General features: G+C 69.2%; 13 protein-coding genes. 5 read left to right on the top strand and 8 right to left on the bottom strand.

Translation table 11 applies throughout. From position 1 onward, the window contains the following. Positions 1 to 7 precede the first annotated feature (7 nt). From LZ017_RS19950 to LZ017_RS19935, 4 genes are all read right to left on the bottom strand, one after another. On the bottom strand, positions 8 to 2533 hold the full coding sequence (locus LZ017_RS19950) for an ATP-binding protein (RefSeq protein WP_241398683.1): 2526 nt from the start codon (positions 2531 to 2533) through the stop codon (positions 8 to 10). A gap of 72 nt (positions 2534 to 2605) precedes the next feature. Beyond that, complete coding sequence (locus tag LZ017_RS19945) at positions 2606 to 3391, bottom strand: ABC transporter substrate-binding protein (RefSeq protein WP_241398682.1); 786 nt, start codon at positions 3389 to 3391, stop codon at positions 2606 to 2608. Continuing rightward, a complete protein-coding gene (locus LZ017_RS19940) occupies positions 3388 to 4146 on the bottom strand; it encodes an HD-GYP domain-containing protein (RefSeq protein WP_241398680.1) in 759 nt (252 codons plus the stop codon). Before LZ017_RS19940 ends, LZ017_RS19945 begins: the two co-directional genes overlap by 4 nt. Before the next feature lie 128 nt (positions 4147 to 4274). Further along, complete coding sequence (locus tag LZ017_RS19935) at positions 4275 to 4646, bottom strand: response regulator transcription factor (RefSeq protein WP_241398679.1); 372 nt, start codon at positions 4644 to 4646, stop codon at positions 4275 to 4277. Between the two features lie 96 nt (positions 4647 to 4742). Between LZ017_RS19935 and LZ017_RS19930 the strand changes: the two genes are divergently transcribed. Then, positions 4743 to 5366 (top strand): helix-turn-helix domain-containing protein, encoded by a 624-nt coding sequence (locus LZ017_RS19930; protein WP_241398678.1) that lies wholly within the window; start codon positions 4743 to 4745, stop codon positions 5364 to 5366. 13 nt (positions 5367 to 5379) lie between these two features. Then, entirely contained in the window at positions 5380 to 6117 is a 738-nt protein-coding gene (locus LZ017_RS19925; RefSeq protein ID WP_241398677.1) for a response regulator, read from the top strand. A gap of 140 nt (positions 6118 to 6257) precedes the next feature. Here the strand turns inward: LZ017_RS19925 and LZ017_RS19920 are convergent, their stop codons facing one another. Together LZ017_RS19920 and hemE are read right to left on the bottom strand one after the other, a co-directional pair. Continuing rightward, positions 6258 to 8381: a primosomal protein N' gene (locus tag LZ017_RS19920; protein ID WP_241398675.1), complete on the bottom strand. Its 2124-nt coding sequence runs from the start codon at positions 8379 to 8381 to the stop codon at positions 6258 to 6260. A 355-nt stretch (positions 8382 to 8736) separates the two neighbouring features. Further along, positions 8737 to 9828 (bottom strand): uroporphyrinogen decarboxylase, encoded by a 1092-nt coding sequence (hemE, locus tag LZ017_RS19915; RefSeq protein ID WP_241398674.1) that lies wholly within the window; start codon positions 9826 to 9828, stop codon positions 8737 to 8739. A gap of 112 nt (positions 9829 to 9940) precedes the next feature. On the opposite strand from hemE, the gene LZ017_RS19910 reads away from it, so the two are divergent. Genes LZ017_RS19910 through LZ017_RS19900 form a run of 3 tightly spaced genes read left to right on the top strand, consistent with a single transcriptional unit; the run spans position 9941 to position 12028 of the window. Then, a complete protein-coding gene (locus tag LZ017_RS19910) occupies positions 9941 to 10570 on the top strand; it encodes a LemA family protein (RefSeq protein ID WP_374109959.1) in 630 nt (209 codons plus the stop codon). A 13-nt stretch (positions 10571 to 10583) separates the two neighbouring features. Further along, positions 10584 to 11522, top strand: a complete 939-nt coding sequence (locus tag LZ017_RS19905; RefSeq protein ID WP_241398673.1) for a YgcG family protein — start codon at positions 10584 to 10586, stop codon at positions 11520 to 11522. Then, positions 11522 to 12028 (top strand): TPM domain-containing protein, encoded by a 507-nt coding sequence (locus LZ017_RS19900; RefSeq protein ID WP_241398672.1) that lies wholly within the window; start codon positions 11522 to 11524, stop codon positions 12026 to 12028. The genes LZ017_RS19905 and LZ017_RS19900 overlap by 1 nt, the downstream gene beginning before the upstream one ends. A gap of 36 nt (positions 12029 to 12064) precedes the next feature. On the opposite strand, the gene ppk2 is transcribed toward LZ017_RS19900, so the two are convergent. Together ppk2 and LZ017_RS19890 are read right to left on the bottom strand one after the other, a co-directional pair. After that, positions 12065 to 12922 carry a polyphosphate kinase 2 gene (gene ppk2 / locus LZ017_RS19895; protein WP_241398671.1) on the bottom strand — a complete coding sequence of 286 codons (858 nt, stop codon included), beginning with the start codon at positions 12920 to 12922 and terminating at the stop codon, positions 12065 to 12067. 91 nt (positions 12923 to 13013) lie between these two features. Further along, positions 13014 to 15824, bottom strand: coding sequence for a TonB-dependent siderophore receptor (locus LZ017_RS19890; protein ID WP_241398670.1), 2811 nt, complete (start codon positions 15822 to 15824; stop codon positions 13014 to 13016). Positions 15825 to 15837 lie beyond the last annotated feature (13 nt).

Raw genomic sequence — 15837 nt, 5'->3', positions numbered from 1 at the left:
CCGGCGCTTAGAGTTCGACCAGGCCGCTGGGCGCGGCCTCCGGCGAGCGCCAGGGCAGCACGATCTCGAACACCGAACCGCCGCCCTCGCGGTTGCGGGCGCGGATGCGCCCGCCGTGCACCTCGATGATCTTGCGGCAGATCGCCAGGCCCAGCCCGGTGCCGCCGGAGCCGTCCTTGGTGGCGCTGGACTGCACGAAGGCCTCGAAGATGCGCTCCAGTTCGGCCTCGGGAATGCCGGGGCCGCGGTCGGCCACGCGCAGCAGCACGTCGCCATGGCCGCCCAGCTCGCCGGGCTGGACGACCGAGCCCTCCACCCTCAGCAGCGCCCCCTCGGGCGAGAACTTGATCGCGTTGGCGAGCACATTGCGCATCACCTGCTGGATGCGCAGCGGATCCACCTTGGACTGCAGCGGCTCCTGCGGCAGCAGCAGCTCCAGGCGCAAGCGCTTCTTCGCGGTCAGCGGCGCCAGCTCCTGCAGCACCTCTTGCAGCGGCTGGCGCAGGTCGCAGCGCTCCAGGTCGAAATGGCCCACCGGGCTCTCGATCTTCGCGACGTCCAGCAGGTCGTTGACCAGCGCGAGCATGCGCTGGCCCGAGGCATGGATGTCGGTGAACATGGCCGCCAGGCGCGCATGCTCACGCGCTCGCGCCATGCCCAGCTCCGAGAAGCCCAGGATGGATTGCAGCGGCGTGCGCAGCTCGTGGCTGATGTTGGCGATGAACTCGGTCTTCGCGCGCGAGGCCTCTTCCGCGGCATCACGCGCCTGGCGCGTCGCGCGCTCCGCGGCGCGGAACTCGCTGACGTCCATCAGCGTGCACAGGATGCCGGCCTGGCGCCCGTCGGAGCCGTCCACGACGACCTTGGTCACGCGCATGTCGCGCAGCGTGCCGTCCTGGTGCAGGATCTGCGTCTCGTAGCTGATGCGACCGCCGCGCTCCAGCAGCTGGCGATCTTCGCTGCTGTGCAGCGCCCGCTCGGCCGCGGGCAGGAAAAAGCCCACCGGCTGGCCGATCACGCCGTCGCGCGCGCGGCCGGTCAGCTCCTCCCAGGCGCGGTTGACGGTCACGTAGCGGCCCGCCGTGTCCATCATGGAAATGGGCAACGGGCTGATCTCCAGCAGCAGCTCGGTGAAGCTCAGCTGCTGCTGCAGCCGGCGCTGCGCCACATGACGCTCGGTGATGTCCATCGCGCTGCCGGCGAAGCCGGCGATGCGCCCCTGGTTCAGCAGCGGCACCACGGTGATCGCGAAGCGGCGCAGGCTGCCGTCGTGGGCGCGCAGCGCCGCCTCGGTGCTGCGCACGCCCTCCCCGTCGCGGGCGTCGAACAAGGCCTCGACGCGCTCCCGGTCTATGCCCTCGACCAGCTCGGACAGGCGGCCGCCCAGCCCCTGCTCGGGCGCCTGGTCGGGCGGCTGATCAGCGCGCCAGGGCGGCGCGGGGCTGGGCACGGCACCGCCCTGCGGACTGACCGCGGCCCAGCGCGCGTTGACGAAACTGATGCGGCCCTGCTCGTCGGTGCGGAAGATCAGCTCCTGCACGCTCTTGAGCAGCACGCTCATCTCGCGTTCGCGCAGCGCCACGCGCTCGTGCGCCTGCTCCAGCGCCTGCGCGGCGCGCACGCGCGCCGCCAGGCTGCGGCGCACCACGGCGGTCGCGCCGCCGATCAGCAGCAGCAATGCTGCGCCGGCGGCGACCAGCCAGCGCATCTGCTCCTGCCAGGGCAGCAGCAGCTCGTCCTCGCGCTGCTCCAACGCAACGACCAGCGCGCGCGAGCGGGCACTGCGATAGGACACCAGCAAGCGCCCGGGCAGCGTGCCCGTGCCTTCATAGCTGCCGCGCTCATGCTGAGCCAGCTGCGCGAACACCGGGTGTTCCTCCAGGCGCTGGCCCGGCTCGGTGGGCACGCGGTCGGTGGCGGCAATCAGCTGCTTGCGAAAGCCCGCCAGCCAGGCGCCGCTGTCCTCGCTGGGCAGGGCGCGCTGCTGGAAGTTCGCCAGCGCGTCCGGGTTGATCAGCGCGAGCAGCCACACGGCGCCACCGCGCTCGGTCTGGCCCAGGCGCATCAGCAGCGGCAGCATGCCCACCGCGACGCGCGAGCGCGACGCCGTCGCGCGATTCGGCCGCAAGGCCAGATCGGCCAGCCCACGGCCGGGTTGCCAGTCCATCAGCTGGTCCGCGCCCGGCGCGGGCAGCCGCCCCAGCGCGGCCAGCGGCAGCTGCCGGCCAAGGTCCGCGGGCTGCGAGCTGCCCAGCACGCGGCCCTGTTCGTCCAACACGGCCACGCCGCGCAGAAAAGGCTGCCCCACCAGGCTTTGCGCAAGCAGCGACTGCAGCGCCGCCGGACTGTTCTCGCGCGGCAGGGCCTCGCCGAGCGCGCGCAGTGTCAGCGCGGCGCTCTCGATGCTGCGCGACGCGTCGGCCTCCAGCACCTGGACGATCAGCTCGCCGCGCTCGCGCGCCGAGGCCAGCGTGTCCTCGCGGCTGGACCAGGCCAGCGCCGCCAGCGCCAGCAGGCTGAGCAACATCAGCATGGCGCCGACGCCCAGCGCCAGCCGGCTCAATCGCCTGAGGGATTGCGAGGAGCCACTCATCCGCCGCCGATGTCAGCGCACCACGATCTCGGCCAGGCCGTTCTTGCGCGCGGCAGCCAGCAGGCGGCCGTCGCGCTTGATGCGGGCCACGAACTCGTCCACTGCGGCCAGCCACTGGGCATCGCCGGGCTTGAGCGCATAGGCATAGGGCAGCACATGGAAAGGCCGCGGCGGCGCCACCAGGCGCGCCCAGTCGGCGGTATCCAGCAGGCGGCGGCTGTAGGGGTAGTCGGTCATGAAGACGTCGACGCGGCCGGCCTCCAGCTCGCGCTCGCGCGTGGCCGGCGGACGGATCACCACCATCTGCGCCTTCTTCAGCGCGTCGCGCATCACCGGCTCCATGAAGGTGCCCGCCTGGACGGCCACCATCACGCCGGGTTGATCGATGTCATCCCATTCGCGGACCACCCGGTTGCTGCGCGTGGTCACAGCATAGATGTCGCTTTGCAGATAGGGCCGGGTGAAGACGAGCTGCTCCAGGCGCTGCGGCAGCATGCCGATCGCGAACATCGCGACGTCGCAGCGCTCGCCCTTCAGGTCGTCGATCAGACGCGGAAAGGACGAATCCACATAGGCGAGCTTCACGCCCAGGTCCTTGGCCAGCTCGGCGGACAGATCAATGTCGATGCCGCGCAGCTGCTCGGTGCGCGGATCGCGGAAGCTGACGCCGTAGTAATCGGGCCAGATGCAGACGCGCAGCACACCGCTGCCGCGCACCCGGTCCAGCGTGGCGCCGGCGCAAGCGGCCTGGGCCAACAGCGCAAACCCTGCCCAGGCCAGAATCTTCCCGAGTCTCATGACATCCCCTGGTCGTGCTCCACCAGTTCTTCGAAGCAAGGTGGATTGTGATTGATGGAATCGCGCAGCGCGATCATCCGCCCGGCATGGGCGAGAAAAACATCCACCACCGCGGGATCAAAGGCCGTGCCACGGCGTTCGGCGAGCATGCGCAGCGCGACGTCGTCGGACAGCGCGGCGCGGTAGCAACGGTCCATGGTCAGCGCGTCGAAGAAGTCGACGACCGAGACGATGCGCCCGCTGATGGGAATGTCTTCGCCGGCGAGCCCGCGCGGATAGCCCTGGCCGTCCCAGCGCTCATGGTGGGTCAGCGCCACCTCGGCGGCCAGCTGGAACAGCGGCACGCGCGAACGCCCGAGGATTTCGGCGCCGATCAGCGGATGCTGGTTCATCACCGTGCGCTCCTGCGCGTTGAAGACACCCGGCTTCTTCAGCACATCGTCGGGCACGCCGATCTTGCCGATGTCGTGCATGGGCGCGGCGCGGCGCAGCATGGCCGCTTCGGCCACCGACTGTCCCATCGCCAGCGCCAACGCCTCGGCCAGATAGCCCAGGCGCACGATGTGCACCCCGGTGTCGTCGTCTTTGAAGTCGGCGGCCAGCGCCAGCCGCAGCAGGGCCTCGTGGTGCGCGCGCGTGACTTCGCGCAGGGCGTCATTGCGCTCGCGGTACATGCGGCGCAGGTCACTGACCAGGCACTCCATCTGCGCCAGCGCGGCTTGGTCGAAGCTCAGTTCGGTTCCGGTGTCCAGCATCGGTGTGTCTCCCGTTCTCGGGTCAAGGGGCGCAGGCCAAGACGTGGCCATAACGCCGGAGTCCAGGCGCGCGCCGCCCATGGCCTGAACCATGGCCGCCAGCGACGCCAACCCGCACGCGCAAGCGCTCAGGCCTGCACCCAGAGGTCGGCGATGCAGTCGATCAGCTGCAGCGGGCTGAAGGGCTTGACCAGATAGAGGTCGGCGCCGGCGCGCAGGCCCGCTTCGCGGTCACGGGCCTGGCCGCGCGCGCTCAGCAGCACCACGCGCGTCGAAGCGAGCGCCGCGTCGGACTTGATGCTGGCGCAGACCTCCAGGCCGTTCAGCGCGCCGGGCATCATCACGTCCAGCAGCACCAGGTCGGGACCGAAGTCCTGCACCGCCTGCAGCGCAGACGCGCCGTCGTGGGCTTCGCGGATCTCGTAGTCCTCGAACTCCAGCGTCATGTGCAGCAGCTTGCGGATGTCCGCGTGGTCGTCAACGATCAGGATTTTCTTCATGATGGATTGCTCCTCGTGAAGGGATTATCATTTTTATCATTAAAGAAGGGGCAACAAGACCCCCAATTGCGCCCCGGAATTCGGCAAAATTGCGCAATGTCTGGCGAAGCCCTCCCCAACACCGAACGCAGCGACTACAGCACCATCGAGGTGGCACGTCTGCTGGGCCTGGCCGTGCGCTCGGTTCAGCTGATGGTGGATCGCGGCGAACTGTCCGCCTGGAAGACTCCTGGCGGTCACCGGCGCATTTCGCGCGAGTCGGTGGAGGCTTGGCGACAGCGCAGCGGTGCCACGGCCAACACGCGCCCGACGGCACCGCGCCCCCGCCCCTCCGCGCCCTGCGCCCTGCTCATCGAGGACTCGGTCCACTACCAGAACCTGGTGCGCATGCTGCTGTCCCAGCAGTTCCCCGAGCTGGACCTGCATGTGGCCAACGACGGCATCGCCGGCCTGGCGCTGTACGGCCAGTTGCAGCCGCAGCTGCTGCTGGTGGACATCCTGCTGCCGGGCATCGATGGCGCGGCGCTGATCACCAGCCTGCGCTCGCAGCCGCAGTTCGCCAACAGCGAATTGATCCTCGTCACATCGCTGGACGAGGCCCAGCGCGAGCCCTATGCCTTCGCGCTGGCCGGCCTGCCGGTGGTGCACAAGCCGCGCCTGGTCGCCGACCTGCCCCCGCTGCTGGAGCGGGCGGTCCAGCGCATCCGCGCGCGCGGCTGAGGCGTCGGGAACCATGCTGGCGCCGCTGCCGCTGCCGCGGGTGCTGCTGGTCGAGGACGACCTGGCCCTGCAGCGCTTTGTCGAGATGGCGCTGGAGGAGATGGCCACGATCGAATGCTGCATCAGCGTCGACGAGGCCATCGAGCGGCTGGAGCGGCAGCCCTACGAGCTGGTGCTCTCCGACCTGATGCTGCCCGGGCGCCATGGCAGCGAGCTGGCACAGTGGCTGCATCAGCGCCCGCCCGCCGCCGCGCCGACCCGGCTGGTGATCTTCAGCGCCGGGCTGGCCCCCGACGTGCGCCAGCGCTTGCAGGCGCTGGGCGTGTCGCATTTCCTGGCCAAGCCCTGCTCGCTGACCGATCTGCAGGACTGCCTGGCGGGCCTGGGCGTCCCGGCCGATGCTGCGCCGGCGCTCCAGCGGCCTGCCGCGGGGCCTGGCGCCGATGGTGACGCCGAGGCGATCGAGCGCCACTTTGCCGGCGACGCGACGCTCTACCGGGCCTTTCGCGCCGCCTGCGTGGCCCAGTTCCCGGCCGACATCGCCGCAGGCGACCGCGCCTGCAGTCGCCACGATGTACAGGCCCTGCACCACCTGACGCACAGCCTGAAGAGCGTGTTGCTGACGCTGGGCCATGAGGCCCTGTCGACGCAGGCGCGCGAACTCGAACGCCTCACGGCCGACGCGCGGCAGTGGGCGAACGTGCTGCCGCTGTGGCGCTCGCTGGCTCGCTCGCTGGGCGAGTTGCGCTGATACCGAACCCGCAAGCCCCTTTCAGTTCCATCACTTAGGCTCGAGACACCACAGCCTGCGCTGTCCGCAAGGGCCATCATTCGTGACATTTGCGCGCTTTTTGCAAAGCGCTTGCGGCCAGTATCGGCGCGCAGAACGTGTCAGATGGCCAGCGGATCCACGTCCACGGCCCAGCGCAGCACCCCCTTGTGCGCGCGCTTGAGCTGCTGCAGCTGGGGCAGCCAGGCGCGCAACAGACGCTGCAGCGGGGCGCGCTGCTCGGCCTCGACCAGCATCTGCTGCCGCTCCACATTGGCAATGCGTGCCACGGCCATGGGCACCGGCGGGTAGAGATGCACGCCTGACACTTGCGCCTGGGCCAGGTCCAGCGCAGCCTGCCGGGCCGCGAGCAGGAACTCGCGCACCGCGTCCGGCGTACGCCCCTCGGCGCGCAGCAGGGCCAGATGGACATGGGGTGGCAGTCCGGCCGACGCGCGCTCGGCCAGCTGCGCGGAGGCGAACGCGGCGTAGTCGTGGCGCTGAAGGGCCTGGTAGACCGCATGCTGCGGATACCAGGTCTGCACCCACATCTCGCTGCGCTGCGCCTGGGCGGCGTCACGACCGGCGCGACCCGCCGCCTGCATCAGCAGCGCGAACAAACGCTCGGGCGCGCGGAAGTCGCTGCTGAACAGGGCGCCGTCGGGATTCACCGCAGCCACCAGCGTGATGCGGCGGAAATCATGCCCCTTGGTCACCATCTGGGTGCCGACGAGGATGTCCACCTCGCCCTCATGCACCGAGCTCAGGCTGGCCTCCAGCGCCCCCTTGTGGCGCGTAGTGTCGGCGTCGATGCGGGCGACGCGGGCGCCGGGCAACAGTTCGGCCAGCTGCTCCTCCAGCCTTTCGGTGCCGCGACCCAGGGGGGCGATGTCGGTGTTGCCGCAGTCGGGGCAGGCACGCGGCACGCGCTGCGCCACGCCGCAATGGTGGCAGCGCAGCGTGCGGTCGCCCTTATGGAAGACCTGGTGCGCACTGCAGTGCGGGCAGTCGCTCTTCCAGTTGCACTGGTCACAGTGCAGCACCGGCGCATAACCGCGTCGGTTCAGGAAGATCAGGCTTTGCTCGCCGCGCGCCAGGCGCTCGCGCAGCGCGTCCAGCAGCGGCACGGAGATCGCCGTGGTCACGCCCTTGCGGCGCTCCAGCCGGTTCATGTCGAACAGGCGCACCCGCGGCAGCACGCCGCCACCCATGCGCTCGGCCAGGTCCACGCGCCGGTAGCGCCCGCTGCAGGCATGGGCCCAGCTCTCCAGCGACGGTGTCGCCGAGCCCAGCAGCACCGGGATGCGCGCCAGGTGAGCGCGATACACCGCCAGGTCGCGCGCCGAGTAGCGGGCGCCGTCCTGCTGCTTGTAGGACGGGTCGTGCTCCTCGTCGACGACGATCAGCCCCAGCTCGGGCAGGGAGGCGAAAACAGCCAGCCGCGTGCCCAGCACCAGGCGCGCCCGCCCCAGATGGGCGGCCAGCCAGTTCTGCAGGCGCTGCGCCGGTGTCAGCGCGCTGTGCAGCGAGACGATGGCCTGGCCGGCAAAGCGCTCGGCGAAGCGCGCCTCCAGCTGCGGCGTCAGGTTGATCTCGGGCACCAGCACCAACACCTGACGCCCGCGGGCCAGCGCTTCCTCGGCGGCGCGCAGATAGATCTCGGTCTTGCCGCTGCCGGTCAGCCCCCACAGCAGCAGCGGGGCGGGCGCTCCGGCGGCGCCCTCGGCACCCGCGGCCGCGCGGGACGCGGCCTCCAGCGCCTCCGTCACCGGCGCCAGCGCCGCCTGCTGCGCGGTGGTCAGCACCGGCTTGGTGCCCATGGCGGCGCTGCCGTCCGCAACGCCGGCATAGGCCTTGTCCAGCTTCTTCAGCTTGGCCTGCAGCTGGCGGGCGTCGATCTCGCGCAGCTGGGGCGGCAGCACGGCCAGCGCCAGTTCGCCGGCACTGCGCTGGTAGTAGGCCGCCGCGAAGTCCAGCAGCGCGCGCCAGCTCGCCGACAACGGCGGCAGCGCCGCGAAGGCCTCCAGCACCTCACGCAGCTGCAGCGCATCCACCTCCTCGCCCTCTGGCGTGTGCGGCGTGTCGTCCCAGACCAGGCCCAGCAGCTCACGCTTGCCCAGCGGCACCCGCACCAGAGTGCCCGGCGGCCATGGCTCGGGGCTCCGATAGCTCAGCGCCTGCGACAGGCCGCTGTGCTGGGGCGTGTCCACCAGCACGGCCAGGCGCTGGCCGGCGGCCTCAGTCACGCCCGGCCTCCGACGACGACGAGGGACGCGGAGCCTTCCGGATCGCCCGATTCCCGTCGGCGTTCAAGCTCCGGGGGTTTCGAGAAATCCGGGCTAAACGCATGATTTCAAACACCTTTGCCGAGGCAGAAAAATCTGTGGATAACTTTGTGGGCAAGGATGGGGATTCACGGCGCTGGCGCGGATTGACGCCCTTACCAAGGCTGGGCGCCAATCGCCAGAGGCTTCTGAGATTCTGTTCTGAATCAATCACTTAGGCTTCTATCCAGGAAAATCCTAGGTGACGAAATCAGGCGCGGCGGGCGTTCGCCCGCTTGCACCGAGATGGGGATAAGTCAGCGACGGAGGACGATGTTCACGCCGCGCCACGCAGCTTGCGCGAGTGGGCGTGTACTTCGTCCACCAGGACCGAGACATGCTCGGGCGGCGTGTGCTGGCTGATGCCATGGCCGAGATTGAACACATGGCCGCCCCAGCCGCCGTCGGCCCGCTGCGGCCGGCCAAAGCTGTCCAGCACCGCCCGGGCTTGCTCCGCCACGGCCTCGGGCGGCGCGAACAACACATTGGGATCCAGATTGCCTTGCAGGGCCACGCGATCCTGAACCTGCGCGCGTGCGCGGCCCAGGTTGACGGTCCAGTCCAGGCCGACGACGTCGGCGCCAGCCGCGGCGATCTCGTCCAGCCACAGGCCGCCCCCCTTGGTGAAGAGGATGCGCGGAATGCGCTGGCCTTCATGCTCGGTCTTCACCTGGGCCAGCACGCGGCGCGAGTAGTCCAGGCTGAAGCGCTGGAACATGCCGTCGGCGAGCACGCCGCCCCAGGAGTCGAACAGCATCACCGCCTGCGCGCCGGCCTCGATTTGCGCGTTCAGATAGGCGGCGACGGCATCGGCGTTGACCTGCAGGATGCGGTGCATCAGGTCGGGGCGCGCATACATCAGGCTCTTGACCTGGCGGTAGTCGTCGGAGCCGCCGCCCTCGACCATGTAGCAGGCCAGGGTCCAGGGGCTGCCGGAGAAGCCGATCAGCGGCACCCGTCCGTCCAGCGCCTTGCGGATCGAGCTGACAGCGTCGAAGACATAGCGCAGCTTGTCCATGTCGGGCACGGCCAGCGCGGCCACGGAGGCCTCGTCGCGCACCACCTTGGCGAACTTGGGGCCCTCGCCAATCGCGAAGCTCAGGCCCAGACCCATCGCGTCGGGCACGGTCAGGATGTCGGAGAAGAGAATGGCCGCGTCCAGCGCGTAGCGTTCCAGCGGCTGCAGCGTGACCTCGGTGGCGTAGTCCACGTTGGTGGCCAGGCCCATGAAGCTGCCGGCCTTGGCACGGGTGTCACGGTACTCGGGCAGGTAGCGACCGGCCTGGCGCATCAGCCAGACGGGCGTGTATTCGGTGGGCTGGCGCAGACAGGCGCGCAGGAAAGTGTCGTTCTTCAGGGGGGCGCTCATGGCCCGGCATTATCCCCCGCCCCCCATGGGATACTGGCCGGCACACTTGAATTCGTTCAAGCCGGCGGCATCTGCCGGCTGGAAACGCATGTTGCCCACCTGGAGGACACAGATGACGATGAAGCGCTCGGCCCTCGCGGCCCTGACCCTGGCCGCCACCCTGAGCCTGTCGGGCTGCGGCTACAACCAGTTCCAGAGCCTGGACGAGCAGGTCAACGCCAATTGGGCCGAGGTGCTGAGCCAGTACCAGCGTCGCGCGGACCTGATTCCCAACGTCGTCAACACCGTCAAGGGCGAGGCCAACTTCGAACAGGAGACCCTGACCCGCGTGGTGGAGGCCCGGGCCAAGGCCACCAGCATCCAGGTCACGCCCGAACTGGCCCGCGACCCGGAGGCGCTGAAGCAGTTCCAGGCCGCGCAGGGCGAGCTGTCCGGCGCGCTGTCGCGTCTGCTGATGGTCAGCGAGAACTACCCCAACCTGAAGGCCAACCAGGGCTTCCAGGACCTGCGCGTGCAGCTGGAAGGCACGGAGAACCGCATCACCGTGGCGCGCGGCCGCTATATCAAGTCGGTGCAGGACTACAACGTGCTGACGCGCAGCTTCCCGCAGAACCTGACCGCCATGCTCTTCGGCTACAAGCCCAAGCCCAACTTCCAGGTCCAGAACGAGGCGGCCATCACCACCGCACCCACGGTCAACTTCGACACCGCCAAACCCGCGGCCCCGGCCGCCTCCAAGTAAGCGGAGTCTGGCGATGATCGCCTGGTGCCGGGCCCTGTTGCTGGCGTGCTGCGCGCTGCTGGGTCTGGGTTTCGTGCCCCAGGCCTGGGCCCAGGACGTGCAGCCTGTGCCCGAGTTGAGCGGACGCGTGATCGACCGCGCCGGCGTGCTCAGCCCCGAGCAGAGCGCCGCGCTGGAGGCCAAGCTGGCGGCCTTCGAGCGCGAGGCCGGGCCGCAGATGGTGCTACTGCTGATCCCCAGCACCGCGCCCGAGGACATCGCCGCCTATGCGCAGCGCGTCGGCGACCACTGGAAGATCGGCCGGCGCGAGGTCGGCGACGGGTTGTTGATCGTCGTCGCGGTGCAGGACCGCAAGCTGCGCATCGAGGTGGCTAAGGCCCTGGAGGGCGCGGTACCGGACCTGGCGGCGCGCCAGATCATCCAGAAGGACATGGGGCCGGCCTTCAAGGCCGGCGACTATGCCGGCGGGCTGAACCGCGGCGTGGACGCACTGCAGGCGCGCATACGTGGCGAGCACTTGCCCGCCCCGACGGACCGACGCAACACGCGCGGCAGCGCCACCGACGGGCCGGGGCTGGGCACGCTGGCCATGCTGTTCTTCATCGCGGTGCCGGTCGCCGGCGGCCTGCTGTCCATGCTGCTGGGTCGCAAGGCGGGCAGCCTGCTGACCGCGGGCGGCACCGGCGCGCTAGGCTGGCTGGTCACATCCAGCCTGTGGCTGGGCCTGGGCGCGGGCCTGCTGGCGCTGATGTTGGTCGGCGTGATGGGGGCCGGCGGCGGCAGCGCACGGCGCGGTGGCCGCAGTGGCGGCGGCAGCGGTGGGCCTCCCATCATCTGGGGTGGGGGTGGCAGCGCTTCGGGCGGCAGCTGGGGCGGCGGCGACAGCGGCGGCGGATTCTCGTCCGGCGGCGGTGGCGATTTCGGCGGCGGCGGCGCTTCGGGAGATTGGTGATGCATCGCTGGACCCGCTGGATCAAACACCGCTGGCTGGACGCCCGGGACACACGCCGCCGGCTGCCGGCCGACGCGGTGGCGCGGCTGGAGCGCCGCATCGCGCAGAGCGAAGGCCAGCACCATGGCGAGATCCGCATCTGCGTCGAGGCCGGCCTGCCACCGTCCTATCTGTGGAAGGGGCTGAAGGCGCGCGACCGCGCGCTGACGCTGTTCGGCAAGCTGCGCATCTGGGACACCGAGGCCAACAACGGCGTGCTGATCTATCTGCTGCTGGCCGACCACGCCATCGAGATCGTCGCCGATCGCGGACTCAACGCCCATGTGGGCCCCGAGCAGTGGCAGGCCGTCGTCGGCCGGCTGCGCGACGCGCTGCAGACCGGCAACTACGAACTCGGCCTGACCGAGGCGGTGGAGGCCGTGCACGCGTTGCTGCAGCAGCACTTCCCGCTGCCGCCGGGCGCCAGCCGTCCCAACGAGCTGCCCGACGCGATCGTCCTGATCTGATCCCGCGGGGTCAGGTCTTGCCGGGATGCGCGCCACTCAGGCCGAACGGATCGGCCGCAGACGGCCGCCGAAGCTCTCGCTCAGGGGGGCGTGGCCCAGTGGCGGCAGCCGCAGGCGTGCCTCGGGCACGGCCACGTCGGGCAGCTGATCAAGCAGATGACGGATCAGCGTGAGCCGGCCGCGGCGCTGGTCGTTGAAGTCCACCAGCGTCCAGGGCGCATGGCGGGTGTGGGTGGCGGCCAGCATGCGGTCGCGCGCCGTGCCGTAGTCGGCGTAGTGGCGACGCGCTTCCAGGTCCACCGGCGAGAGCTTCCAGCGCTTCAGCGGGTCCTGCGCGCGCTCCGCGAAGCGCTGCTCCTGCTGCGCCTGGTCCACGCAGAGCCAGTACTTGAACAGCAGCAACCCGTCGTCCACCAGCAGTTTCTCGAACAGCGGCACCTGGCGCAGAAAGGCATCGGTCTGCTGCGGCGTGCAATAGCCCATCACCGCCTCCACGCCGGCGCGGTTGTACCAGCTGCGGTCGAACAGCACGATCTCGCCAGCCGCGGGCAGGTGCGGCACATAGCGCTGGAAATACCACTGACCCTGCTCGCGCTCGCTGGGCTTGGACAGCGCGACGGTGCGGCACTGGCGCGGATTCAAGGTTTCGGACATCGCCGAGATCACCCCGCCCTTGCCCGCGGTGTCGCGCCCTTCGACCAGCACCAGCAAGCGCTTGCCATGGTGCTGCAGCCAGCGTGCCATCCCATTGAGTTCCAGCTGCAGCGGCTCCAGCTGTGTCAGGTAGTCGGCCTTGGACAGGTGATCGCCGTGACGGCCGGCGCCTTTGCCGTTCTTGTCGCTTTTATCCCTGCGGGCGTTGCTGAGATTCTTGGGTTTCTTGTCCTTGGACATCGTGCGCTTCCTGGCCTGGGGTGGCGACGCCGCGCGGCGTGACGGGGCCGGAGCGCCGGGCCGCGGCATGGCCGCGACCCGGTCCGTCAGATCACTTGAAGCTGTACTCCAGGGTCAGACGGTACAGCCGCCCCATCACGTCCTCGCGGTTCTGGGGAATGATGTTGCCACCACTGACGCTGAACTCGCGGAAGTCGACCGGCGGGCGGTCGTTGAGCAGGTTGCGCACATGGAAGGACAGCACCAGGTTCTTGAAGCCGCTGTAGGAGATGCCGTAGTCGAAGCGCTGGTAGCGGTCGACCTGGCATTCCGCCACGCTAAGGTTCTTGCGCTGGCAGTCGGCAAGCGTCCAACCGCTGTCGTTGACGTCGCGGCGCAGCGCCTGCGGACTGTTCATCACATAGCGCAGTGCATGGGTGAAGTCGCCGGACTTCAACGCGAAGGTGTTGCCCAGCGTGACCCGTGAATAGCCATAGCGGCCCGCCAGGTTGTCGCCCCAGCTGTCGCGCTCGGTCCGCCATTCCTGGTACTTGATCAGGTAGTTCAGATCCACGGTCCAGGAGAAGGTGCCGATGGGCCAGCGGGTCTGCGACTGCAGCGCCACGTCCACGCCCGAGGTCCGGGTCTTCAGCAGGTTCTCGAACTGGCCCGAGGTGCTCAGCAACTGGCCCACCGTCACGCCGTATTGGGCCCGCTCGGCCGGCGTGAAGCTGGTGTCGCGGGCCGGGTCGGTCTCGCGCACGATCACGCCCGGCGGCTGGCTGGCCTCGGAGCTGAGCAGATCTTCGATGGGCTTCAGCCCGATCTCGTTCTTGCGATAGATGTTGTAGTAGTCCAGCGTGAGGTTCCAGCCCTTGGCTGGCTCCAGCACCAGCCCCAGGGTCCACGAGCGCGAGGTCTCGGGCTTGAGCGCCGGGTTGTTGCGCGTCAGGTTGGCCACGCCACCCGCGCACTCGGCCTGCTCGATACGGTCGGCGCGAGCGAGCAGCAGGCTGGGGTCCTGGCCCGCAGGCAGTTGCGACGCCGCCTTGCGCAGGTCGGCGGCCAGCGCCAGCGCGGGATCGCAGCGCATCGGGTCGTTCGTGCCATTGTTGAACGAGAACTTCAGCGACTGCGCGCTCTCGGTCAGATTGGGGGCGCGGAAGCCGCCTTCGGCCGTGCCGCGCAGCGCGATCTGCGGGTGGGGCTGGAACTTGAACTTGGCCATCGGCGAGAAGTGGGCGTCGAAGCCCTTGTACTTGTCCAGCCGCCCGGCCGTGGTCAGGTTCAGCGTCTTGGCCAGCGGCCAGCTCACCTCGGCAAACACCGCACCATTGGTGCGGCTGCCATCCGAGCGTGAGGTCCCCAGGCCGACGATGTCGCCGGTCTGCAGGTTGTCGGTCGGGGTGATCTTCATGGTCTCGCGGCGCAGGTCGAAACCGGTGGCGAACTCGACCGGCCCGGTGCTCCAGCGCATCAGTTCGCCCGACAGCTTGCCGTCAATGAAGAACTGTTTGACGTCGCCATCCCAGCCATAGCTGGGGAACAGGCGCGCCAGCACGGCGGCGGAGTTGGTCTGCCCGATCTTGTAGCCATTGGGCTTGTTGAAGAAGTCGGGCGCCAGCACGTCGGCGTTGTAGTAGCCGATCAGCTCCTTGAAGCCACTGTCGCTGAGCCTGCCGCGGATCGCCATCTTGGTCTTGCCGCCCATCACGCCGGCGGCGACATCCCAGTCATAGGCACCCAGCCGACCTTGCAGGCCGGTCAGGAAGCGGTACTGGTCGGTCTTCAGGTTCTGGCCCGCGCCATCGTCCAGGAAGCGATAGCGGAACTCCACCTCCTCGCCGGTCGGGTTGAGCGGATGGCCGGCCGGCAGCCCGCGGTGGATGAAGGTCAGGCCCTTGCCGGTGCGGGGGTCGCCCCAGGTCGAGTCATTGCCGATGCCATAGATGGAATGCGTGGAGCCATAGTCGTTCTTGGCGCGCGAATACAGCAGTTCCGAATAGCCCTCGAGGCCGTCGGCGGGCAGGTAGCGCGCGTGGATCAGGAGGTTGGCCCGCTGGGCCCCCGGCTGCACTTCGAACGCGCTGTAGCGGTCGTAGCGGCACAGATTGCCGGTCACGACGGCGCAGCCCTGCACCGGGCCGACGCCGATCACATTGCCCGGCCAGGCATAGGAAGACGGCGAACCGAAGGTGGAGAACTTGGCCGGATAGACCGGGTTCACGTCCGGCAGCACATCGCGCCAGGAATGCATAGCCTCGCGCTTGTAGACCTCGACGTTGCCGAAGACATTGAAGCGGTCGCGCGCCAGGTCGCCCCAACCGCCGGTGAGGCTGGCGCGGGTGTTGGCGAACTTGCCCCGCTGCGTGCCCTGCTGATGGCTGAGGGCCCCGTTGAAGCCCGTGAAGTCCGAACGCGTGATGATGTTGATCACGCCCGCGACGGCATCCGAACCGTAGATGGACGAGGCGCCGCTCTTGAGGATCTCGATGCGCTCCACCACCTCCGACGGCAGGGTGTCCAGGTTGGTGAACACCTCGTTGAAGTCGGCCAGCGGATAAGGCGCCACGCGCCGCGAGTTCAGCAGCACCAGGGTGCTCTGCTTGCCCATGTTGCGCAGGGACACCGAGCTCGAGCCCGACGCAAAGGAGTTGCTGCCGCCGATGTCCGAGAGCGAGTTGGTTGAGGACGCCAGCGTGTCCAGCATTTCACGGACCGTGGCGACGCCCAGACGCTTGAGCTCTTCGCGGTTCAGCACCTGAACCGGCGCCGAACCTTCATCGACCGCCCGCTTGATGTGGCTGCCGGTGACCTCGACGCGTTGCAGCCTTTCGGTGTCCTGCTGGGCCGCCGCCTGGGCACAGGCCAGCGCGCAACCGACAGCAAGCAGGGTGGGAATGGGTTTTCTTGGAAACAGCATGACGAGTCCTCCT

Source organism: Pelomonas sp. CA6, assembly GCF_022549225.1.
Taxonomy (GTDB): Bacteria; Pseudomonadota; Gammaproteobacteria; order Burkholderiales; family Burkholderiaceae_C; genus Roseateles.
This window is presented reverse-complemented; position numbering and strand designations above follow the sequence as displayed.

What these genes read in the sequence shown, in the direction of transcription:
- LZ017_RS19950 (WP_241398683.1), bottom strand. Translation starts at nt 2,533, where the DNA reads ATGCTGATGTTGCTCAGCCTGCTGGCGCTGGCGGCGCTGGCCTGGTCC.
- LZ017_RS19945 (WP_241398682.1), bottom strand. Translation starts at nt 3,391, where the DNA reads ATGAGACTCGGGAAGATTCTGGCCTGGGCAGGGTTTGCGCTGTTGGCC.
- LZ017_RS19940 (WP_241398680.1), bottom strand. Translation starts at nt 4,146, where the DNA reads ATGCTGGACACCGGAACCGAACTGAGCTTCGACCAAGCCGCGCTGGCG.
- LZ017_RS19935 (WP_241398679.1), bottom strand. Translation starts at nt 4,646, where the DNA reads ATGAAGAAAATCCTGATCGTTGACGACCACGCGGACATCCGCAAGCTG.
- LZ017_RS19930 (WP_241398678.1), top strand. Translation starts at nt 4,743, where the DNA reads ATGTCTGGCGAAGCCCTCCCCAACACCGAACGCAGCGACTACAGCACC.
- LZ017_RS19925 (WP_241398677.1), top strand. Translation starts at nt 5,380, where the DNA reads ATGCTGGCGCCGCTGCCGCTGCCGCGGGTGCTGCTGGTCGAGGACGAC.
- hemE (WP_241398674.1), bottom strand. Translation starts at nt 9,828, where the DNA reads ATGAGCGCCCCCCTGAAGAACGACACTTTCCTGCGCGCCTGTCTGCGC.
- LZ017_RS19910 (WP_374109959.1), top strand. Translation starts at nt 9,941, where the DNA reads ATGACGATGAAGCGCTCGGCCCTCGCGGCCCTGACCCTGGCCGCCACC.
- LZ017_RS19905 (WP_241398673.1), top strand. Translation starts at nt 10,584, where the DNA reads ATGATCGCCTGGTGCCGGGCCCTGTTGCTGGCGTGCTGCGCGCTGCTG.
- LZ017_RS19900 (WP_241398672.1), top strand. Translation starts at nt 11,522, where the DNA reads ATGCATCGCTGGACCCGCTGGATCAAACACCGCTGGCTGGACGCCCGG.
- ppk2 (WP_241398671.1), bottom strand. Translation starts at nt 12,922, where the DNA reads ATGTCCAAGGACAAGAAACCCAAGAATCTCAGCAACGCCCGCAGGGAT.
- LZ017_RS19890 (WP_241398670.1), bottom strand. Translation starts at nt 15,824, where the DNA reads ATGCTGTTTCCAAGAAAACCCATTCCCACCCTGCTTGCTGTCGGTTGC.